Genomic DNA, 21,832 nt, shown 5'->3' with positions numbered 1-21,832 from the left:
CTCGGGCATTGGCGAATTTATCCCTAGATTTTCTTGAGAGAAAGGCATAGCCATGACCCAGCCGGATCAACCCGCAGACATGAATGAACTGATCGCCCAGGCCGCCCGCGTGCAGGCCGAACTGCAAAAGGCCCAGGAAGAAATCCTGGCTTCTGAGGTCGAAGGCACCGCCGGCAACGGCCTGGTGACCTGCACCATGACCGGTGGTGCGGAGCTCAAGGACCTGAAGATTGACAAGTCCGTCGTGGATCCGGAGGACGTGGAGACCCTGCAGGACCTGGTCATCGGCGCCTTTAAGGACGCCCACCAGAAGGCCGGCGAGTTGGCCCAGGAAAAGATCGGCCCGCTGTCCCAGGGCATGGGCGGCGCCCCGGGCGACATGGGCAACCTTATGGGTTAGTCTTGCCCCCGGCTGCGTGACGTAGCCGGTGGCACAGGGCCGCGGTTTGCTTTTGGGAAAAGCAGGCTGCGGCCTTATTCTTGTTCTCGTTGCCTTTCCCGGAGTAAAGAAAGTAGGTCGTTGCCCGGTGTTTGAAGGACCTTTGCAGGATCTCATCGACGAGCTCTCCCGGCTGCCGGGCGTGGGCCCGAAGAGCGCGCAGCGGATCGCCTTCCACATTCTGCACATGGAACCCGAGGACATCGAGCGTTTGCGCAACGCGCTGGCCGCCGTGCGCGACGGGGTAACCTTCTGCCGGATTTGTTGCAATATCTCCCGGGAATCGGTCTGCCGCATCTGCGTGAACTCGCAGCGCGACCGCAGCACCATCTGCGTGGTGGAGGAGCCGAAGGACATCCAGGTCATCGAGCGCACCGGCGAATACGAGGGGCGCTACCACGTGCTGGGCGGGGCGCTGGATCCGTTGGCCAATATCGGCCCGAAAGACCTGAACATCTCCCAGCTGCTGCAGCGCATCGGCGGCGTGCTACCCGACCGAGAGCTCGCGGATTCCACGGAGGAGAATCCGCAATACGACTCCACGCCGGAGATCAAGGAGGTCATCCTGGCCACCGACCCGAACACCGAGGGCGAGGCCACCGCCTCCTACCTGGTGCGCTTGCTCAAGGACTTCCCGGACCTGCGGATAACCCGCCTGGCCTCCGGCATGCCGCTGGGCGGCGACCTGGAATTCGTGGACGAGCTGACGCTGTCGCGCGCCCTGTCGGGCCGCCTGGCGGTCTAGGCCAGGCGCTCCGCCCGCAGCTGCTGGACCGCGGGCAGATCCAGTGGAGCCAGGTCCTGGAGCCGCTGGCCGGTGGCGCGGGCCAGCAGCAGGTCGGCCAGCTGCGGGTTGCGGGCCAGGGCCGGGCCGTGCATGTAGGTGGCGATGACGCTGTCCTGGACCGCGCCCTCGCCGACGCGCTGCTGCTTGGCATCGGGCAGGTCGGCGGTGGCGGCGACATCGCTGTTGCCGGTGCCGCGCTTGACAATACCCAGGGGCTGGGCCGACGGGCCAAGGATGGTCGCGCCCAGGTGGTTTTCGAAGCCGGTCAGCGGCTCGGTCAGTTCGCTGGTGTAGCCGGCCGCCCAGGGGGTCGACTGGACCTCACCAATGGCGCGTTCCTGCAGGGGAGAGGTGGTCGCGTCCAGCAGGCCGACGCCGTCGACCACACGCCCGGAGGCGCGGAAGGACTCGCCTAAGACCTGCAGGCCTGCGCAGACGGCGAAGATGGGGCGCCCGGCGTGCGCGGCGCGGATCAGGCCGCCGTCGGAGATGAGGTGCTCCGCGGCCAGGATCTGGGCCGAGTCCTCGCCGCCGCCGAGGGTGTAGATGTCCAGCTGTTCCGGGACCGGCTCGCCCAGCTTGATGGGCACGATCTCGGCGTCGAGGCCGCGCAGGCGGGCGCGCTGGCGCAGCACCAGGGCGTTTCCGTCGTCGCCGTAGGTGCCCAAGACATCGGGAAGAATCAGGCCGATAGACAGGGTATTAGGCATGGCGGTTCTCCTTGTTTTCCGGGTTGCCGTGCTGCTCGGCGGCGTCGCGCTCGAGGGCCTTTTTCAGATCGCGGAAGGCGGTGTAGTTGGCTAGAACTTCCACGCGGCCCGGCGGGCAGGCGTCGATGGCCTGGACCGGATCCGGGATGAGCTCGTGGGTAATGTCCGCGTAGACCAAGCGCACCGCCAGGTCAGTGCCGCGCTCGCCGGCGGCCTTGACGGAAATGCCTTCGAAGTCCTCGAAACGCACGTCCCACAGCCAGGACATGTCCACGCCGTCGGCCACCTGGCCGTTGGTGGCGATGACGAGGCCGTCCGCGCTGCGGTCCACCATGGACAGCGCTTCCTGCCAGCCGGCCGGGTTCTTGGCCAGCAGCAGGCGGATTTCGTGCTCGCCGCGGGTGATGGTGGAATAGCGCCCGGCCACGTCGTCGATGCTCTCCACGGCGGTCACGGCGGCATTGGTAGCAATGCCGAAGGCCTCCGCGGCGGCGGCGACGGCCTGGGCCGCGTTACCGCGGTTGGCGCGCCCGGGAAGCGCCAGGTTCAGCGGGTAGGTGCCCACGGGGCTGACGATGCCCTCTTCGCTGACCGTCCACTCCGGCTGCGGGCGGCGGAATTCGCGCCCGTCGGGCAGCTTCTTGACCGCGTACCAGTCCTCCGGTTCGCGGACCACGTGGCCGCCGGTGCGCGGGCAGGTCACGGAGTCGCCCAGCCAGCCGGCGCCGGCAGCCACCCAGATGACATTCGGGGCGTCGTAGGCCACCGAGGTCATCAGCACGTCGTCGCAGTTGGCGATGACCAGCATGTCCGGGTGGGCCTTAACGCAAGCGCGCAGGGCGCGTTCGATCTTGTTGATCTCGCCCACGCGGTCGAGCTGATCGCGCGAGAGGTTCAGCAGCACCAACGCCTGCGGGTTCAGGTTGTCGGCCACGTGCGGCAGGTGTAGCTCATCGACCTCGAGGACTAGGTGGGAGGCGTCTTTGCCTGCCAGCAGGGCGGAGATGATGCCGGCGTCCATATTGTCGCCGCCGTCGTTGGTGGCCACGGTGTGGCGCGTACGCAGGGCCGCGGCCAGCATCCGGGTGGTGGTGGACTTGCCGTTGGTGCCGGTGACCAGGACGGCCGGGCGGCCGGCGCCCAGGGAGGACATGATGCTCGGGTCGATGGCGTTGGCCACCAAGCCGCCGATCATCCCGCCGGCGCCGCGCCCGGTGGCGCGGGAAGCCGTGGTGGCCAGGTTCGCGGCCGAGGTGGCGACGGATGTCCGCACCTTCCTGAGCGTTCTGCGTAGGTTAAAACTCATAGGCTACAGGTTAGTCCGCCGGTGGGCCCGGGCGCGATTGTGCACGCGGGTGGGTTTTTAAGAATTTGCCTGCGGTTTGCTGTTGCGCTGACTGTCGTGCCCACCGCGCCGCCGTCCGCCGCGCTTGCGCCGGGAGCCGCGGGAGCCGCCCTGCCCTGCGCCTTCGCCGTTTCTCGGCGACGGCGAGTCGGTTTTTGCTCCCGCCGGATGCTCCGGCGCGGCTGCCGACTGGGCGCTGGAGTTGTTGGCCCCGGAACGGTTCGCCCCGCCCCAGCTGCTGCGCCGGCGCCGCCGCCGGCTGCGGCGCGAGCGGCGCGTGCCGTTGTCCTCGGCCCGGCCGCCGCGGGAGCTGCGTGCGCCCCCTCTGGCGCCGGTGGTGGTATTCCCCTTGGCCTCTTGCGCCGCGGCGTTGTCCGCGCCGGGCTGCTCGCTGGCGGGAGTGATGCGCTCGACGGCATCGAGGAAGGCCCGATCCGACATCAGCGGGATGCCCTTGCGGTGGGCGTGCATGGGCTTGCCCACTAGGTCGGTGGTGACGTTGCAGACCACCAGAGAGGTCTCCCGGCTGAGCTTTTCCGAGTAGTTGAGCTCGTGCCGGGTAATGGCGGCGATGATCTCGTCCGGGTCCGCCGTGATCTCTGGAGCCACGACGATCTCCATGCCCGGCTCCAGCTCGTGCCCGGGCCGGTAGGGGCCGGGGTTCTGGTGGATGCGCGGGGCCTCCTCCGCGTCGACGCGCAGGTGCGAGCGCTGCAGGCCGAATTTATCGCCGCGCACCTCGTCCGGGGTGGTGGTGGCCAGCGGCCCGCGCTCGGCCTGGGCGAGGTAGAGGGCCACGAGGAGCTCGGTGGCCTCGCGGGAGGTCTGCGATTCCGGGACGTTGGCCCGCTCCGTGGTGGCGACCGCGCTCGGGGTCAGCACCCCGCAGTGGCGGGCGGTGGTGGCCAGCCGGATGTCCTCGAGCTGGACGCCCTGGCGCCGCGCGGAGGCCAGCGTGTCGATGATCCGCTCCGGGGCCGGCACGTGGCCGACCTTCTGCCGGCGCCGGCGGTTGTTGCCGCGGTTGCGGTTGCGGCTCCGGTTCTGCCGGGCCGCGGCCGTCATGGCGCGCCGGGCTTCGGAGACCACGAAACCCCACGTGAAGGGGGTGTCGTGAACGACTAGGGTGCGGCCGTCCAGGAGGCGGTCCAGGGGCTTGAGGATCCGGGAGAAGCTCTGGCCGGCGGAGACCTCCTCGTGGCTGAGCCCGTGCAGGTGTCTAGGGCCGGGATCGCTGCCGGGGTTGAGGACGGCGTGGAAATCCTGGCCAACTTCCCCGGCGGCGTTGAAGGTCACCGCATCCAGGGCCACGAGCCGGGCCGTGGACGGGTGGATGCCGGTGGTCTGCACGGTCAGGGCGACGAAGGGGAAGTCCGCAGCGGCGGTGGCGGACTGTTCCGCCGCGGCGCCCTCCGGACGCTGGGCGCGCGGGTCGTGTGGCTTGGGCGGGGTCGCCCCAGCCGTGGGCGCAGGCTCAGCCCCAGAGCCGGAACCGTTGTTCGGGCGCGCAGGTGAAGTACTCATTGAGGATAGTCTAGTTCACCGTTTTCCGCTGGGATGATTGGCAGGGCCCCTACCGCAAAGACTTGGTACGGCGGCCCCACCCACACCATCCAGCGCGGCAACGGCCCCCTCCTACGCCGTGTGGAAGGGGCCGGGGCCGGAGGTTTAAGAAGTCGGCTCTACCGGTTCAGTGGAGGAGTCGCCTCAAAAGTCACTTGGATGGTCGTGGTGGTGGGGAGCCGGGGGCGTGGGTGCCTCGGTGGCCGGTGTGGTTTCGCTAGAGCGAGGAGAACCTGCCCGGTCGGTCGGGCACCAGCTGACCGACGACTAGGCCGTCCACCCGCCTGTCAAAGCCGGCGCCGGCAGCGCGGGCGCTCTAAGTACAATCCACCAGGCGCTCGCTGCGGGAGGCGTTAGGCCAGCGCGCGGTTGACCGCGGAGTCGATGGCGCGCAGGGAAGCGGTGGTCGTGGAACCGGCAATCCCTACACCCCAGACCTTGGTGCCGTTGACGTCGGCGGCGATATAGCAGGCAGCCTCCGCGTCGTCGCCGGCGCTGCGGGAGCGCTGCGAGTACTCGATGACCTCGAATTCCAGGCCCAGGGCTTCCAGGGCATTGGCATAAGCTGCGATGGGGCCGTTGCCGGAGCCGCGCACGGTGGAGTTATCCCCGTTGTAGACGACCTCGGCGCTCAACTGTGTGGCGCCGCCGGCGGCCTCCGCGTTGTCGATGGTGACGTGGACCTGCTCCAGCGGGGAGGTATGATCCAGGTATTCCTGGGCGAAGATGTCCCACATGTTCTTGGAGTTAATCTCGCCGCCCTCGGCGTCCGTGACCGCCTGGACCACGGCGGAGAACTCACTTTGCATGGCCCGGGGCATGTTGATGCCGTGGTCGGTCTTCATGATGTAGGCAACCCCGCCCTTGCCGGACTGGGAGTTGACGCGGATGACCGCCTGGTAGTCGCGGCCCACGTCCTTCGGGTCGATGGGCAGGTAGGGCACCTCCCAGGTGGTCTCCCGCAGCTTGTCCCAGGAGACCTCCGTGTTGTTGGCGCCCGGCACGACCTGGTCCGCCATGGCGTCCAGGCCCTTGTTGATGGCGTCCTGGTGGGAGCCGGAAAACGCGGTGAAGACCAACTCGCCGCCGTAGGGGTGGCGCTCCGGGACGCGCAGCTGGTTGCAGTATTCCACCGTCTCGCGGATGGCCGGCAGATCCGTGAAATCAATCTGGGGATCGACGCCCTGGGTCAGCATGTTCAGGCCCAGCGTGATCAGATCGACGTTGCCGGTGCGCTCGCCATTGCCGAACAGGCAACCCTCGATCCGGTCGGCGCCGGCCAGGTAGCCCAGCTCCGCGGCGGCGATGCCCTCGCCGCGGTCGTTGTGCGGGTGCAGGGACATGATGATGTCGGCGCGCCGGGCGAAGTTGCGGTGCATCCACTCGATGGAATCCGCGTACACGTTGGGCGAAATCATCTCCACCGTGGACGGCAGGTTGATGATCATCGGGTCCTCGGGGCTCGGATCCATGATGTCCACGACCGCGTCGCAGACCTCGACCGCAAACTCCAGCTCCGTACCGGTGAAGGACTCCGGTGAGTACTCCCAGCGCCAGTTGGTGTCCGGGTAGTCCTTTGCGATGTCACGGATCAACTTCGCGGCGTCGGTGGCCAGCTTCTTGATGGCTGGCTTGTCCTTACGGAAGACCACGCGGCGCTGCAGCTTCGAGGTCGAGTTGTAGAAGTGCACGATGACGTTCTTGGCGCCGGCGCAGGCCTCGAAGGTGCGCCGGATCAGGTGCTCGCGCGCCTGGACCAGCACCTGGATGGTGACGTCTTCCGGGATCTTGTTCTGCTCGATGATCTCGCGGACGAAGTTGAAGTCCGTCTGGGAGGCCGAGGGGAAGCCGACCTCGATCTCCTTGTAGCCCATCTTGACCAACAGGTCGAACATGCGGTGCTTGCGCTCGGGGCTCATCGGGTCGATGAGCGCCTGGTTGCCGTCGCGCAAATCCACCGCGCACCACTGCGGCGCGTGCGTGATGGTCTTGTCCGGCCAGGTGCGGTCCGGCAAGCGGATGTCTTCTACCTCGGTGGCAAACGGCTGGTAGCGGCTTACCGGCATGGAGGAATTGCGCTGCTTATTCCAGGCCGGCTGGCCTTCCCGGCGGGGCCCGGCCGGGGTGGTGATTTCGCGGGGGGCGGAGATGAATGCGTCGTTCGGGCTCATGGTGTGCTTCCTTATTCTGTGTGGTCTTCGTTGTGGCTGCTATTAGCTGGTCTGCCTTAACGGGCGGCGGTCGCGGGCGGGGCCGTACGATCCGTGGCGCGGAGTATGCGCGTGGCACAAAACCGGGTGGTGGTGATGGGGTGAGCCCTCCGGCGAAGTGCGGAGCGGTCAGCGTAGGGGATGGGCCGGCACGGGCGCGGCGAGGTCACCGCGGCGGGGCGCTGACCGCAATCTGCCGGTTGGTGGAACGCAGTGCCTGCATCCTTTACCGACGGGCAAACCGGGCTGGGGCTAAATCCCGCCGCGGCTGATAAGTAGTAGCATCTGCCGCGAAGTCATGTGGCACAGACTACATGTCATTCCATGGGGTGGCAATTAAATATTCTTTTATTTCATCAGATGGGAAATCCGGGCTGTGGCAACGCCCCGCGGGGACGGGCCCAGCCGCGCGCGGGGTGTGCTGCGGCTTCCCGTGCGCGCGGAGGGCGGCTACCATCTCCAGACGTGGAAGAAACCAAGAGTACCGGCGCACCCCGGCTGCACCGCCGCGACTGGGCAGGGGCCGCGGCCGTCGGCCTGGGTGGCTCGGCCCTGCGCCTGGGGGTACTCGCGGGGATAGGGGCGGCCAACGACGAGCGCCTCGGGGATCTGCTCAACAAGTGGGACGCCGAGTACTACACGCAGATCGCCGCTCACGGCTACTTCGACGCCCAGATATCCGGCGGCGGCCCGGCCTATGAGAAGACCCTGGCGTTCTTTCCCGGCTTCCCCTTCCTGTTGCGCGCCGGGCACGCGCTGACCGGGGTGCACTATTCCACCCTGGCGGTGGTTCTCAACCTCGCGTTGACCGTCCTGCTGGCTGCCGGGGCCATGGCCTTGGCCAACCGGGTGGCCTTAAGTTGTGGGGCCGCGCCGGGGTATGGCTATCGCCTGGCCGCGGCGGCAGTGGTGACCGGGGCGCCCATGGCCATCGTCTTTGCCATGCCCTACACCGAGGCGCTCTTCGGAGCGCTGGCCATCTGGGCCCTGGTGGCGCTGTGGGACAGGCGCTGGCCGGCCGCGGCGGCGCTGGTTTTCTGCCTGGGCCTGGTGCGCCTGACCGCGGTGGATGTGCTCGCCGCCTTCGCCTTGGCCGTGCTGTTCTACGGCCGCCGGCAGTGGTCCGCGTGGGCCGGCCTGGCGGTCTCCGTGGTCCCGCTGGTGGCCTACCTGGCCTGGGCGAATTCCCACCTAACCGCGGTGGGCGGGTACTTCGGGACCCAGCGAAAGCACTGGAACTCCGGCTTTGACGGCGGGCTGGCCAGCCTGCGTTGGGTGGCCACGAGCCTGACCAGCGCGGAAAACGCCGGTTTCCTGCTGACCACCGCCGTCATGCTGGCCGCCCCGCTCTGCCTGGTCCTGGCGTGGCGCCGGATGGGCCTGGCGCCGTGGTGGTTTAGCGCGGCGCTGATAGTCAACGTCTTGGCCTCCGACGGCATCATGCACTCGCGCCCGCGGCTGCTGCTGCCGGCGGTCATCGTCGTGCTGCCGCTGCTGGTATCCGGCTTCCGCCGCCTGCCCGGCTGGGTTATGGGGCTGCTGGTGGCCCTATGGGTGCTTTTCGGTGCCTGGTTCTCGGCCTACATGCTCGCCGTGTTCGAGTGGGCCATCTAGGCGGCTAACGCGGGTCGGCGGCTAGCGCGGTTCGCTGCGCGATTGCTCGCCGCTGCCGACGGACTGCTGGGAGAGCACGATGGTGGCCGCGATCATGAGGGCCAGGGCCAGGCCCATCACCGCCCAGCCGGTGGTGGAGGTGATCTGGAATTTCTCGCCCAGGATGGCATAGCCCAGTAGGAAGGCCACCATGGGCTCGACGATGGTCATCGCGGGCAGCGACTGCTTGAGCGGGCCGGCGTGGAAGGAATACTGCTGGACCACCGTGCCGGTGGCGGCGGTGGCGATAAGCGCGTAGAACTCCCAGCTGATCAGGAGCTCGCCCACGCCGGAGTGGGCGAAGATATCAACGACCGCCTTGGATAGCACCGCTACATATCCGTAAATGCCGCCGCAGATCGTGCCGAGCATCAGGGCGCGCTGGCTGCGGTGTCGACAGCCGATGACAGCCAGCACCGCCATGACGGTGATGCCTACCAGCAGCGCCGGCGCCCAATCGGAGACGGCGGGCTGCGGCTTGCCGGCGCTGGGGCGGCCCAGGATGATGAGCGTGCCCACCGCGACGGTTAGTACCAGGGACCAGCCGATCTCCTGTCCGCTCATGCGGCGGCGGGAATACCAGGCGGCCAAAGGCAGCGTGAACATCAGGGACATGACCAGGATGGGCTGGACGATGAGCAGGGTGCCAAAGCCTAAGGCGATGACCTGCAAACCGTAGGCGGCCAGCGCGGCGAAGGTGCCCACCCACCACAGCGGCTGGGTCATGGCGGTGCGCATGACTGAGGAGGGGGCATCGAGAGCAATCCGGTGCCGTACCACCGTCCCCCAGGCTACGGTCAGGGCCGAGGCCAAGGCAAAGAAGATGGCTACGAGATTGCTTAACACCTACCCAACCGTAGTAAATGCCACGGAATTTCGTGCCCATTGGGGCACCGATGTCGAGTAAAAAGCTCTACCATGAAAGAGGTGCATGTAAATGCTGGCTCCGCGAATTGTGCGGGGTAACATGAGCACTTGACTACCAACTGACAGGTATTCACGAAGGCAAGTATTCGCGAAAGGTGGCAACAGCACGTGGCCTTAGTCGTTCAAAAATACGGTGGTTCTTCCCTGGAATCGGCCGAGCGCATCCGCGCGGTCGCAGAGCGGATCGTCGCCACCAAGAAGGCCGGCAACGACGTGGTGGTCGTGTGCTCTGCCATGGGGGACACCACGGACGAGCTGTTGGACCTGGCCGCCCAGGTTAACCCCGTGCCTCCGCGCCGGGAGATGGACATGCTGCTGACTGCTGGTGAGCGTATCTCCAATTCGCTGGTCGCGATGGCCGTGGAATCCTTGGGCGCGCACGCGCAGTCCTTTACTGGCTCCCAGGCCGGCGTGTTGACCACGGAGCGGCACGGCAACGCCCGCATCGTGGACGTGACCCCGGGGCGGATCACGGAGGCCCTTGACAAGGGCAAAATCTGCATCGTGGCGGGTTTCCAGGGTGTAAACAAGGAGTCGCGCGACGTGACCACCTTGGGCCGCGGCGGTTCGGATACGACCGCCGTGGCGCTGGCCGCGGCCTTGAACGCCGACGTGTGCGAGATCTACTCCGACGTCGACGGCGTCTACACCGCCGATCCGCGCATCGTGCCGGACGCCCAGAAGCTGGAGAAGCTGTCTTTCGAAGAGATGTTGGAGCTGGCCGCCGTCGGTTCCAAGATCTTGGTGCTGCGCAGCGTTGAATACGCCCGCGCCTTTAATGTTCCGTTAAGAGTTCGCTCGTCTTATAGCAATGACCCCGGCACCCTGATCGTCGGGTCGATGGAGGATATTCCCGTGGAAGAAGCAGTACTGACCGGTGTCGCCACTGACAAGTCCGAGGCCAAGGTGACCGTCCTGGGCATCCCGGACCGCCCAGGCGAGGCGGCCAAGGTCTTCCGCGCCATCGCGGATGCCGAGATCAACATTGACATGGTCCTGCAGAACGTCTCCTCCCTGGATGACGGCCGCACGGATATCACCTTCACCTGCCCGCGCGCCGACGGCCCGCGGGCCATGGAGCTGCTGTCCAAGCTGCGCGGTGAGGGCGACTGGTCCAACGTGCTCTACGACGACCAGGTCGGCAAGGTCTCCCTGGTGGGCGCCGGTATGAAGTCGCACCCGGGCGTGACCGCGGACTTCACCGAGGCTCTGCGCGACGTCGGCGTCAACATGGAACTCATCTCCACCTCGGAGATCCGTATCTCCGTGCTGACCCGCGAGGCCGACCTGGACAAGGCGGCCCGGGCGCTGCACGAGAAGTTCCGGCTGGGCGGCGACGAACCCGCCACGGTCTATGCTGGAACCGGACGCTAAAGCGCGCTGCAACAGCACCAACCACACAAGTACTGCACGTACAGGAGACTAGGAGTTTTAAAATCATGACCACCGTGGCGGTAGTAGGGGCAACCGGGCAAGTCGGCCGCGTGATGCGGCAGATCTTGGAGGAGCGCAAGTTTCCGCTGGACAAGATCCGCTTCTTTGCTTCCTCCCGGTCCGCCGGCACGGAGCTGGAATTCGCCGGCCAGCAGGTGACGGTCGAGGATCTGGCCGAGGTCACCGAGGAGTCCGTCGCGGACGTGGACATCGCGCTGTTTTCCGCCGGCGGTGACACCTCCCGCCAGTGGGCGCCCGTCTTCGCGGCGGCCGGCGCCACGGTCGTGGACAACTCCTCGGCTTTCCGTAAGGACCCGGACGTTCCGCTCATCGTGGCGGAGGTCAATCCGGGCGAGGCCAAGGATCTACCCAAGGGCATCATCGCGAACCCGAACTGCACCACCATGGCAGCCATGCCGGTGCTCAAGCCGCTCAGCGACGCCGCCGGCTTGCGCCAGCTGCACGTGTCCTCCTACCAGGCCGTCTCCGGCTCCGGCCTGGCCGGCGTGGAGACCCTCGCCGCGCAGGTCTACCAGGTCGGCGAGCACAACGTGGACTTGGTCCACGACGGCTCCCGCCTGGACGGCGAGGACACCGGCCCCTACGTCGCCCCGATCGCGTTCAACGCGCTGCCGATGGCCGGCAACCTGGTCGATGACGGCTCCCTGGAGACCGACGAGGAACAGAAGCTGCGCAACGAGTCGCGCAAGATCCTGGGCCTGCCGGATCTAAAGGTCGCCGGCACCTGCGTGCGCATCCCGGTCTTTACCGGCCACACCATGACCATCCACGCGGAGTTCGACAAGTCCATCACCCCGGACCAGGCCCTGGAGCTGCTGGGGAACACCCCGGGCGTGAAGGTTGTGGACGTGCCGACCTCGCTGGCCGCCACCGGCATCGATGACTGCCTGGTCGGCCGCGTGCGCCAGGACCAGACCGTGGACGACAACCGCGGCCTCGTCCTGGTTGTCGCCGGCGACAACCTGCGCAAGGGCGCAGCGCTCAATACCATCCAGATCGCCGAGCTGCTGGTCTAAGCCAGGCATTTACCCAAAGCAAAAGGCTCACCCGCACGGGTGAGCCTTTACTTGATCCCGCCGGGCGGGGGCTAAGCGCTAGTCCTGAGCGGCAGGGGAGGCGCCGGACTGCGGCGTGGAACCTTTGCCACCGGCGTTGTCGGTCTGCCCGTCGAAGTCGAGGTCGTTGTCAGCAGACGGAACCTCCGGTTTGGTGTGCTGGACGTAGGTCACGGAAGGATCCAGATCCTCGCGGTCGAAGTCCTCGAGCTCCTCGTCCGCCTCGAGCTCTTCGTAGATCTCCTCGGCGACGGTCTCCTCGAATTCGCCGGTGGCCATGTTGGAGGCCGCGGCCAGGCGGGCGAGCTCGCGCTCGTTCTTCTTGGTGAAGCGCTCGCGCGGATCCAGCTTGCGCTGCACCAGGGTGCGGGCGCGCATGCGTCGGTCGGACTCGTCCGTGAGCTTGCCGCGGCTGCGGATCCAGGTAAAGGACATCACGGCGATCATTAGGAGGCCGAGGTAGCCCAGGATCGGGTAGACGTTGCTGACCAGCTGCTGGAAGCCCACGAAGGACAGGACGAAGCCGATGAGGCAGGCCACGCAGTAGACCGGGTAGAACAGCTGCGGCTTGGAGCGGGTCAGGCGCTTGCCCAGCGCGTAGAACATGCCCACCGCGGTGTTGAAGACCATGCCGTAGATGACAAAAGTCATGACGTAGCCCAGGGCCGGGTGGATGGTGTTGATGAGCTCCAGTACCGGCATGTCCTGGCCGTTGACGGTCGGGGCGACGAAGAACAGGGAGAAGACCAGCAGGGCCAGCAGGATCAGGTAGAGGATGCCGCCGATGAGGCCGCCCCAGCCGACGGCGCGGTTGTCTAGGAAGTTACCGCCAATGACAATGGACATCGACACCGCGCACATGACGTTCAGGCCGGTGTAGTTCAGCGCGGAAATCCACCAGTTCGGCAGGGTGGTGTCCACGTTGCTGGTGGTCCACTCGTGCATCTGGCTGAAGTCCACGTCCACGGTGAGGATGGTGTAGCCGGTGGCCAGGACGATGAAGATGACGATGAACGGCGTGATAGTGCCGATGACGGTGGTCACGCGGTCCACGTCGAGCAGGCCGACCAGCAGCACCAAAACCAGCATGACGGTTCCGCCCACCCACACGGGGACGCTCGGGAACTGCTGGGTGATGTTCGAGCCGCCGCCGGCGAACATCACGAAGCCGATGCTAAACAGCGTGGCCAGCGTGGACCAGTCGAGGATTCGGGACGTAATCGGCCCGGAGACCTTCTCATAGACGGCGGTGTGCTCCGAGGCCTGGAAGTAGGAACCCAGCTGCAGGATGGAAATGCCGGTGATCATCATCAGTCCGGCGGCCAAGGCGATGCCGATTAGGCCCCATTCGCCGAATGCCACGAAGTACTGCATGGCTTCCTGGCCGGAGGCGAAGCCGGCGCCGACGACGACGCCGATGAACGCCATCGAGATTGCTATGGCGCGTTTAAACATGGAAGTTAAACCCCAAATCTATTATCAAAAGGCAGCGTAGCCCGAGGCGGGCCTAAAACGTACGGTTTATGAACTTACCCGTTTCCGGCCTGGTTTTCCGGGCAAACACCAGATAGACCACCCGGAAATTCACAATGCTTACCGGCCGGCCACGTGTCCCGGCCTGGATGTGCCCAGCTTTCACGCCTTTGTCACTATTTGGGCACAATCTGGCCCCGGCGCCGGAGGCTTAAAGGTTCGTTCCTAGTACTCGGTCCTAGTTCGGATCTAGCGTTCGGAGTTCTGGCTGGTCTCGGTGGCGGTGATGAGGTCCTTGCGGGCGCGGGCGACGCGCGAGCGGATGGTGCCGACGCGCACGCCGGTGATCTTGGCGGCCTCCTCGTAGGTATAACCCAGCACCTGGGTCAGGATGAGGGCCTCGCGGCGGTCGGCGGGGAGGGCGTCGATGAGCGCGCGGGCGTCGATCCAGTCGCTCCAGGTGGCGGAGTTTTCCAGGGCGGGGGCTTGGGCGGCGGCGTCCTCGTAAGAGGTGGCGGATTTGCGGGGCCGGGCCATGTCGTGGCGGATGTTGTCCACCCAGGCGCGGCGGGCGAGGGAGAGTAGCCAGGTGCGGGCGGAGGACCGGGCGGCGAAGCGAGGGAGGGCGGAGATGACCCGCAGGTAGGTTTCCTGCGCTAGGTCGTCGGCATTTTCGGGCCCGGCCAGGTGGGCCAGGAGGCGCCAGACGTCGTCCTGGGTGGCGCGGATGAACTCCGTCAGCGCGCGGCGGTCACCGCGCCCGGCGGCAAGTGCCAGGTGGGTGACGCGCGCGTCGTCGGCTGCGGAGTGGTGTTTCATCATCCTGAATTTACCAGGCACCGAATCCGGTTTTGGACCTATACTGGGGGCTAGGCAGGGGGCTGCACGAACCCTGACTGAGGCAAACCTATCAATAGTTGGAGTTTGTTTGCCACCCACTATTAAATGGGCTAGACTATAGTCCAACGGCTTTTAATAGCTGACCAATATTGCCACTGAAGGAGGCATACCCCATGACTCAAGATTCTTCTGCAGCAGACCAGATCCTGGGCCGCGGCAACCGCGCCGCTGGCGAGGGCCAGACCACCCGCCCGTCCGGTCAGCCGGTTGCGTCCGAGAACCGTTCTATCACCGCCGGCCCGCAGGGCCCGAACGTACTCAATGACGTTCACCTGATTGAGAAGCTGGCGCACTTCAACCGCGAGCGGGTCCCGGAGCGCACCCCGCACGCCAAGGGTCACGGCGCGTTCGGTGAGCTGCACATCACCGAGGATGTCTCCCAGTACACCAAGGCCAAGCTCTTCCAGAAGGGTACCGTTACCCCGATGGCCATCCGTTTTTCCACCGTCGCCGGTGAGCAAGGCTCCCCGGATACCTGGCGCGACGTGCACGGCTTCGCCATGCGCTTCTACACCGAGGACGGCAACTACGACATCGTGGGCAACAACACCCCGACCTTCTTCATCCGTGACGCCATTAAGTTCCCGGACTTTATCCACTCCCAGAAGCGCCTGGGCACCAACGGCCTGCGCAACGCGGATATGCAGTGGGACTTCTGGACCCGTTCCCCGGAGTCGGCGCACCAGGTGACCTACCTGATGGGTGACCGCGGTACCCCGAAGACCTCCCGTCACCAGGACGGCTTCGGCTCCCACACCTTCCAGTGGATCAACGAGGAAGGCAAGCCGGTCTGGATCAAGTACCACTTCAAGACCCGCCAGGGCTGGGACTGCTTCACCGACGCCGAGGCGGCGGAGATGGCCGGCCAGAACGCCGACCACCACCGCGAGGATCTCTACAACGCCATCGAGCGCGGCGACTACCCGGTCTGGGACGTCAAGGTCCAGATCATGCCCTTCGAGGACGCGGAGAACTACCGCTTCAACCCCTTCGACCTGACCAAGACCTGGTCGCAGAAGGACTACCCGCTGCACGACGTGGGCTACTTCGTGCTCAACCGCAACCCGCGCAACTTCTTCGCGCAGATTGAGCAGCTGGCCCTGGACCCGGCCAACCTTGTCCCGGGCGTGGGCCTGTCCCCAGACCGCATGCTGCAGGGCCGCGTGTTCGCCTACTCCGATCAGCAGCGCTACCGTATCGGGCCTAACTACAAGCAGCTGCCGGTCAACCAGCCGCTGAACGCGGACAAGGTCAACACCTACGAGCACGAGGGCTCGATGTCCTTCCTGTTCAACGACCCGCAGGATCCGGTCTACTCCCCGAACCGCTACGACAAGGGCGCGGGCTACCTGGATGACGGTGAGACCTCCAACCAGCACGATGATTTCGGTCAGGCTAGCGATCTCTACGTCAACCCGGACCCGCACGGCACCGACCTGTCGCGAGCCCCGTACGTCAAGCACGCCGAGGATGATGACTTCATCCAGCCGGGCATCCTCTACCGCGAGGTCATGGATGACGGCGAGAAGGAGCGCCTGGCCGACAACATCACCAACGCCATGGCTGGTGTGTCCGAGCAGGTCGAGCAGCAGGTCTACCACTACTGGGATCAGGTAGACGAGAACCTGGGCAAGCGCGTCCGCGAGCTCTTCGCCGAGAAGAAGTAGCCAGCGCGCTGATCCAGCCGTTCCACCCGGCTGGAAACGACCACAGATAGCTAGTACCCCGCGGGAAGCCGCGGGGTACAGTGCGTTTTATACTGAATAACCTCCTCGCGCGCCGCAGGGCGGTAAGCGCCCCGGCCGGCCCGGCACCGGGGCGGTCCCGCCGCTAACCAAGTCGGGAATAAAAATGGCAGCAGTGGGCGAAACGGCGCGCCTAGCCGAAGTAATAGGTGCTGGTAGATATCGTTTCTTAGTATGAACGACGCCCGCCTTGCTAGCCCCGCCAGCCCTACTGCCGCCGCGGATTCCGCGGACGGCCACCGCCAACCCCACCGTTTCCGGTCTGGGCTGGCGGCTTTGATCGTTCTGGTGCTGCTCACCGCCTGCGCCGGCATCGCTGCCGCGGTGGGGATGAGCCCGGAGAAGGCCTGGAACTCCGCCGACTCGGAGGAGGGAGTGACCGGCGCCCCGGCCGCCGATGCCCCCGCCGGTATCGATCCGAACGAGCTAGTCGACGCTCGCCGCGCGACGGGCGAGGCCCAGAGCCAGGCCGGCTTCCTCAAGTCCGGCACGCAGCAGCTGGCCGACGCCACCGGGCAGCTCAAAGACCGCACCGGGGAGATCACCGGCGGCGTGGACCAGCTCAGCCAGGGCACCCAGGAGCTGGTGGACGGCTTGGTGCAGCTGCAGGCCGGCACCGGCCAGCTGGGAGCGGGCGCGACCGAGCTCGCCGACGGGGTCGGCCAGGCCGTCGACCAGATAACCGGCATCGAGGTGGTGCGCGGGCAGATCCTGACCGCCATCGATGGCGCCCTGGGGGACCTGCGCGGCAACGACTCCGCGGACGCGAAGAAGCTGCGCGGTCAGCTCAAAGACCTGCGCGGCCAGGTCGATACCTTCAAGATCGACGAGTCCATCACCGGGGAGCTCAACCGCCTCAAGGACGGCTCCCGCGAGCTGTCCAACCAGCTGGCGGTGCCCGGCTATGCCTACCACGACGGCATCTACTCCGCCACGGAGGGCGCCAAGCAGCTCAACGCCGCCATCGGGGAGCTAGACGGCGGCGCCGACGAAGCCGTCAACGGCATTAACGAGCTGGACGAGGGCGCGCGCAAGATCGACGGAATGGCCGATCAGAACAAGACCAAGGTGGAATCCATCCAGCGCGCCATGCCGCCGGTCCAGTTCGCCGCGGACGGGCAGGACGTCGGCCCCTCGCGGCTGCTGGCCCCGGTGGTGGCCATGCTGATCGCCGCGCTGGTCATGCTGGGCGGTATCGGCCTAGGCTGGCTGTCCACCCAGCGCGGGTGGCTGAGCCTGCTCGGCGGCCTGGTCGGCCTGGTGGCCGCCGGTGAGGTGGCCCTGTTCGTGCTCGCCTCCGGACTGACCGCCGCCGCGGCAGCCATCGGCACCGGCATCTTCGCCCTCGCCGCGGTCACCGCCGCGGTGGTTACCCGGGCGCTCATGGGGCTGCTGGGCCGCTCCGGCGGCATGGTCACCGCGGCCTGCCTGGGCATCGTGCAGGTGGGCGTGGTCGGCTGGTTCTGGAAGTCGGTCGCGGCCAGCGATGCCCCGACCTACTGGCAGGTCATCGCCAACCTGCTGCCGCTGAACTGGGCCACCAACGCCCTGACCGTGGTGGGCAACGGCGGCCAGCAGTCCCTGCTGTGGATGTCGCTGGGCGTGCTCGCGGCCGTCGCCGTCATCGGCGGCGCCGGCGTGTGGTGGGCTAATCGCTCCAGTGTCCGTCCGTCCCGCGCCTAGGTGCTAGCAGGGAAGAATTAGTTGCCCTGGGGGTCCTCGAGGGCCTCGGGCTCGCCGAAGTACTGCTCGGGGATGGGGCGCGGCTGCGGGTTCTGCGCGCGGAAGAGCTGCAGGCGCGGGCGCCAGTTGCGGGGGTTGGTGTCGTACTGCTCGAGCTCACCAGACTCCCGGTTGACAAACGTCGGGCCCAGCTCCTGGTCCGGGTGGGCCGGGCTGAAAAGCCAGTGGGTGTCGGTCTCGGCCGCGCCGGAAAGCGGCCCGCGGTGCTGGTAGGCCTTGGCGGCTGCGTCCTGGAATTCCATCATGGTTGTCCAATCTAGCCCATTTCTTGGCCGCGTCGGGTCGGTTCTCCTTGCGCATGCCGGTGTGACGTTTGCCCACCCGGGGCGTGCTCGTGCGGGCAGCGATTTCCACCCAGATTTTAGGATGAATGAAAATGGGCAGCATACGGCGGTGATGATTTTGTCAGCTTTATGTCGCAAGTGGAGAGACCTTAACAGGATTCTGTGAAAGTGCTGGTGAGCTAGGATCTGACACTTCGGGGTGCTAGGCTAGGTCTCGCTCACGTAGTCCGCTTAGGGGGCGGACTAGCGGTTTAAATCCGTTGTGAGTGATAGGGAATAGGGGCGGCGCCGCAGCTGTAGGGATGCGGCGCCGTTTCCCTGTATCTAGGGGGGATAACAAGAAAACTCGGCCGCAGTTAGGTCGGTGCGTCAGGGGCCTGGCACAGGAGCGCCTCGGCCAGGGGGAGAAGATTGTCCACGAGTTCTTCGGTGCTGGCTTCGGCGGTTGCCGAATACTCCATGAGGTAGCGGGTAATCGCGACTCCTAGCAGCATGCTGCCCATGACGGGGAAGAGCGCAATCTGTTCGGGGCTGAAGCGCTCTTGCAGGCTGGGGGTCTGTTTGATGGCGTCAAGGAAATTCGCGCTGAAATAATCGCGCAGGCGCTCAGCTGCAAACTCGGAACCGATGCCCGCGCGGACGATAGCGCGCAGCCGCGGGCCCGTGTACGGGTCCTCCCAATTGTGGAAGTAGGTCAGCAGCATGTCCCTCAGATCCGTGCTGCGGCCGATTGTCGCGGGCACGGTCAGGAGGGTCTCCACGGCGGCATCGAAAAGTCCGGCCTTGCTCTTGAAATAGTGCATGACCAGCGCGGGGTCGACATCGGCGGCGCGGCTGAGTCAAGCGCCGAATAATCGGCAGAAAAGCCCGAGGTTACGAGCGGGGCCTCGGGGTTTGGTGAAGGCAAATCAACTGAATCAATCCAGCATGGTTTAAGCTGGATCACACTAACGAAAACGGTGTGGCGAACCTCGTGAACCGTCTGGATAAGCAGCCGGCATGCAAACCCCACTCGGCCTGACCCTCATGGGCCTGGCCATCATCATTATTACCGTGACCATCTTGATCCAGGGGCGGACGACGCCGCTGGTGCCCATGACCATCGTCCCGGTCGTCGGCGCGCTGATCGCCGGGTTCGGGTTCGGGGAAATCGGGGACTTCTTCGAAGAAGGCCTGGGCTCGGTCATGAACGTCGTGGCGATGTTCATCTTCGCCATCATCTTTTTCGGGATCTTGCAGGACGTCGGGCTATTGCACCCGGTGATCCGGGCGCTTATCACCGCCACCCGGGGCAACGTCGTCGCGGTGACCGTGGGCACGGCCGCCATCGGCATCGTGGCGCACCTGGACGGCTCGGGGTCTACCACCTTCCTGCTGGCCATCCCGGCGCTGCTGCCGCTATATACCGCGTTGCACATCTCCCGCTACGTCCTGGTGACCATCGTCGCGCTGGCGGCATCCGTGATGAACATGGTCCCCTGGGGCGGGCCGTTGGGGCGCGCGGGCTCGGTGGCCAACCTAGAAACCCACCAGATCTGGATGCACCTGCTGCCCATCCAGGGCGTGTGCGTCGTGATGGTCCTGGTCATCGCCGCCACGCTGGGCGTGTGGCAGAAGCGGCGCATCGCTAAGCTACGCGCCGCGGGCCAGCTGGAGGGGGAGGAGGCCGTCGACGTCAACGCCATCGCCAGCGACTTCATCCGCAAGCAGAAGCAGGAGGACAAGGGCTTCCGCAACCGCACCGGCCGGGTGGTGACCATCCTGAACGTGGCCGTCATCCTCCTCGTGCTGGTGGCCCTGCTTTCTGGGCTGCTGCCGCCGGCCCCGGCCTTCCTGTTGGCCGCGACCGTTGCTTTGCTCATCAACTTCGACTCCCAGTCGGAGCAGACCGACGCCCTGCGCCGCCACGCCCCGAACGCGCTATCCATGGCCGGCATCATCCTGGCCGCCGCCATGTTCCTGGGCGTGCTCAACGGCGCCGGCATGCTGGAGGCCATCGCCCAGCAGCTCATCGCCATCCTTCCGGCGTCCGTGGGGCCGTACCTGCACGTCATCATCGGCCTGCTAGGCGTGCCGCTGGACCTGATGACCTCCACGGACGCCTACTACTTCTCCATCCTGCCCATCGTGCAGGAAACCGTCGCCAACTTCTGCGTCAGCGGCATGGGCGCGGCCAGCGCCCTTATTATCGGCAACGTCATCGGCACGTTCGTCTCCCCGTTCTCCCTGGCCCTGTGGCTGGCGCTGGGCCTGGCCCGTGCCGACATGGGCGAGTACTTGAAGATCGCCTTCCCGCTGGCGTGGGCGTTCTCCCTCGCCATCGTCCTGGTGGCCTTCGCCTTCGGGATGCTGGCCTAAGGGCAGCAGGGCTAGGCAGAAGAAAACCCCGCTCTCACTGAAAATGAGAGCGGGGTTCGTGTTGGTCGGGATAACAGGATTTGAACCTGCGACCTCCTCGTCCCGAACGAGGCGCGCTACCAAGCTGCGCCATATCCCGGCGACCGTTCTTTGCGGTACCGGAATACTGTAACGCACTTTCTTCCCAACTAACAAAACGCCTGCACAGCGGGTGTGTATTCGGCGCGTGTCGGGGAGGCGTTGGCTAAGGAGCCTATTAGGAGTCCCGCTCGGTGATGTGCAGCAGTGTGGCCGAGGGGCGGCAGAAAATGCGCACCGGCGCGTACTTGGACGTGCCCAGGCCGTTGGACACGTGCATCTTCATCGGCCCGAAGTCGTGGAGGCCCTGGACGCGGGTCCGGTCGATGTCGCAATTGGTCACCAGCGCCCGGGAGCCCGGCAGGCAGATCTGGCCGCCGTGGGTGTGGCCGGACAGGGACAGCTGGTAGCCGTCCGCGGCGAATTGCTCCAGCACGCGCGGCTCCGGCGAGTGGAGCAGGGCCAGGCGGAGATCCGAGCCCGGGTTCGGGGCACCGGCTATCTCGGAGTAGTCGTCCAGATCGTGGTGCGGATCGTCCACGCCGGCCACGGCCAGGCGCACGTCACCCACCTTGAACTCCAGGCGGGCCTGGTTCGCGTCGAGCCAACCGTGCTCCACGAACGCCGCGCGCATGTCCTTCCATGGCAGGTCCACATAGGACGGCTCGCGCTTGGCGCCCCACAGGTACTTCAGCGGGTTGACTGGGCGCGGGGCCCAGTAATCGTTGGTGCCGAAGACGAACAGGCCGGGCCGCTGAAGCAGCGGGCCCAGGGCGCGCAGGACGTCGGGGACCGCGGCGGCGTCGGAGAGGTTGTCGCCGGTGTTGACCACCAGGTCCGGCCGGAGGGTATCGAGCGCGGAGACCCAGGCGATCTTTGTGTCCTGGCCCGGAATCATGTGCAGGTCGCTGACGTGCAGCAGGCGGAATTCTTTGTCTCGGCGCAGCGTGCCCGCCGGCAGCAGGGGAAGGGTGTATTCCTTGAGCTCGAACTTGTCTAGTTCGGTATAGCCCCAGGCCAGGGTCGCGGCCCCGGCGGTGGCGAGGGCGCCGATGCTACTGAGTGCACTCGTCGATTTTTTCACGCCGTCCAGCCTACCTGGCGTAT

At 66.2% G+C, this 21,832-nt stretch carries 18 protein-coding genes and 1 tRNA gene; 8 read left to right on the top strand and 11 right to left on the bottom strand.

The genetic code is table 11. From position 1 onward, the window contains the following. Positions 1 to 52 precede the first annotated feature (52 nt). Together QQS52_RS06825 and recR are read left to right on the top strand one after the other, a co-directional pair. A complete protein-coding gene (locus QQS52_RS06825) occupies positions 53 to 400 on the top strand; it encodes a YbaB/EbfC family nucleoid-associated protein (protein ID WP_296206283.1) in 348 nt (115 codons plus the stop codon). Positions 401 to 527: 127 nt separating this feature from the next. After that, positions 528 to 1,184: a recombination mediator RecR gene (gene recR / locus QQS52_RS06820; RefSeq protein ID WP_472773158.1), complete on the top strand. Its 657-nt coding sequence runs from the start codon at positions 528 to 530 to the stop codon at positions 1,182 to 1,184. Here recR and QQS52_RS06815 read toward each other — a convergent pair. The 4 genes from QQS52_RS06815 to leuA form a co-directional block, all read right to left on the bottom strand. Continuing rightward, a complete protein-coding gene (locus tag QQS52_RS06815) occupies positions 1,181 to 1,936 on the bottom strand; it encodes a type 1 glutamine amidotransferase (RefSeq protein WP_472773157.1) in 756 nt (251 codons plus the stop codon). The genes recR and QQS52_RS06815 overlap by 4 nt on opposite strands. Continuing rightward, entirely contained in the window at positions 1,929 to 3,242 is a 1,314-nt protein-coding gene (locus QQS52_RS06810) for a MurT ligase domain-containing protein (RefSeq protein ID WP_472773156.1), read from the bottom strand. The genes QQS52_RS06815 and QQS52_RS06810 overlap by 8 nt, the downstream gene beginning before the upstream one ends. Before the next feature lie 57 nt (positions 3,243 to 3,299). Next, positions 3,300 to 4,805, bottom strand: a complete 1,506-nt coding sequence (locus QQS52_RS06805) for a DNA polymerase III subunit epsilon (protein ID WP_472773155.1) — start codon at positions 4,803 to 4,805, stop codon at positions 3,300 to 3,302. A gap of 392 nt (positions 4,806 to 5,197) precedes the next feature. Then, positions 5,198 to 7,015, bottom strand: coding sequence for a 2-isopropylmalate synthase (gene leuA, locus QQS52_RS06800; RefSeq protein ID WP_472773154.1), 1,818 nt, complete (start codon positions 7,013 to 7,015; stop codon positions 5,198 to 5,200). Between the two features lie 504 nt (positions 7,016 to 7,519). Here leuA and QQS52_RS06795 point away from each other — a divergent pair. Then, a complete protein-coding gene (locus tag QQS52_RS06795) occupies positions 7,520 to 8,668 on the top strand; it encodes a mannosyltransferase family protein (protein WP_472773153.1) in 1,149 nt (382 codons plus the stop codon). A gap of 21 nt (positions 8,669 to 8,689) precedes the next feature. Here QQS52_RS06795 and QQS52_RS06790 read toward each other — a convergent pair whose 3' ends face one another. After that, the gene (locus tag QQS52_RS06790) at positions 8,690 to 9,553 is read right to left on the bottom strand and encodes a DMT family transporter (protein WP_472773152.1); all 864 of its coding nucleotides are present in this window, start codon (positions 9,551 to 9,553) and stop codon (positions 8,690 to 8,692) included. A gap of 189 nt (positions 9,554 to 9,742) precedes the next feature. Here QQS52_RS06790 and QQS52_RS06785 point away from each other — a divergent pair, with 189 nt between their 5' ends. Both QQS52_RS06785 and QQS52_RS06780 read left to right on the top strand, forming a co-directional pair. Continuing rightward, the gene (locus QQS52_RS06785) at positions 9,743 to 11,008 is read left to right on the top strand and encodes an aspartate kinase (RefSeq protein ID WP_070768873.1); all 1,266 of its coding nucleotides are present in this window, start codon (positions 9,743 to 9,745) and stop codon (positions 11,006 to 11,008) included. Positions 11,009 to 11,073: 65 nt separating this feature from the next. Next, complete coding sequence (locus tag QQS52_RS06780) at positions 11,074 to 12,105, top strand: aspartate-semialdehyde dehydrogenase (RefSeq protein ID WP_472773151.1); 1,032 nt, start codon at positions 11,074 to 11,076, stop codon at positions 12,103 to 12,105. Between the two features lie 78 nt (positions 12,106 to 12,183). On the opposite strand, the gene QQS52_RS06775 is transcribed toward QQS52_RS06780, so the two are convergent. Further along, positions 12,184 to 13,599 (bottom strand): YkvI family membrane protein, encoded by a 1,416-nt coding sequence (locus QQS52_RS06775; protein ID WP_472773150.1) that lies wholly within the window; start codon positions 13,597 to 13,599, stop codon positions 12,184 to 12,186. Between the two features lie 267 nt (positions 13,600 to 13,866). Next, a complete protein-coding gene (locus tag QQS52_RS06770; RefSeq protein ID WP_472773149.1) occupies positions 13,867 to 14,436 on the bottom strand; it encodes an RNA polymerase sigma factor in 570 nt (189 codons plus the stop codon). A 194-nt stretch (positions 14,437 to 14,630) separates the two neighbouring features. Here QQS52_RS06770 and QQS52_RS06765 point away from each other — a divergent pair, with 194 nt between their 5' ends. Next, a complete protein-coding gene (locus QQS52_RS06765; protein WP_472773148.1) occupies positions 14,631 to 16,184 on the top strand; it encodes a catalase in 1,554 nt (517 codons plus the stop codon). A gap of 252 nt (positions 16,185 to 16,436) precedes the next feature. Continuing rightward, positions 16,437 to 17,945: a hypothetical protein gene (locus QQS52_RS06760; RefSeq protein WP_472773147.1), complete on the top strand. Its 1,509-nt coding sequence runs from the start codon at positions 16,437 to 16,439 to the stop codon at positions 17,943 to 17,945. 17 nt (positions 17,946 to 17,962) lie between these two features. Here QQS52_RS06760 and QQS52_RS06755 read toward each other — a convergent pair whose 3' ends face one another. Then, the gene (locus QQS52_RS06755) at positions 17,963 to 18,250 is read right to left on the bottom strand and encodes a peptidase M23 (protein ID WP_472773146.1); all 288 of its coding nucleotides are present in this window, start codon (positions 18,248 to 18,250) and stop codon (positions 17,963 to 17,965) included. Between the two features lie 395 nt (positions 18,251 to 18,645). Further along, positions 18,646 to 19,092: a TetR/AcrR family transcriptional regulator gene (locus QQS52_RS06750; protein WP_472773145.1), complete on the bottom strand. Its 447-nt coding sequence runs from the start codon at positions 19,090 to 19,092 to the stop codon at positions 18,646 to 18,648. Between the two features lie 196 nt (positions 19,093 to 19,288). On the opposite strand from QQS52_RS06750, the gene QQS52_RS06745 reads away from it, so the two are divergent. Next, positions 19,289 to 20,647, top strand: coding sequence for a citrate:proton symporter (locus QQS52_RS06745; RefSeq protein ID WP_472773144.1), 1,359 nt, complete (start codon positions 19,289 to 19,291; stop codon positions 20,645 to 20,647). A gap of 62 nt (positions 20,648 to 20,709) precedes the next feature. On the opposite strand, the gene QQS52_RS06740 is transcribed toward QQS52_RS06745, so the two are convergent. After that, a tRNA-Pro gene (locus QQS52_RS06740) sits at positions 20,710 to 20,786 on the bottom strand. A 117-nt stretch (positions 20,787 to 20,903) separates the two neighbouring features. Further along, a complete protein-coding gene (locus QQS52_RS06735) occupies positions 20,904 to 21,809 on the bottom strand; it encodes a metallophosphoesterase (RefSeq protein ID WP_472773143.1) in 906 nt (301 codons plus the stop codon). Positions 21,810 to 21,832: the final 23 nt, after the last annotated feature.

The organism is Corynebacterium sp. 1103A (assembly GCF_055700955.1).
This window is presented reverse-complemented; position numbering and strand designations above follow the sequence as displayed.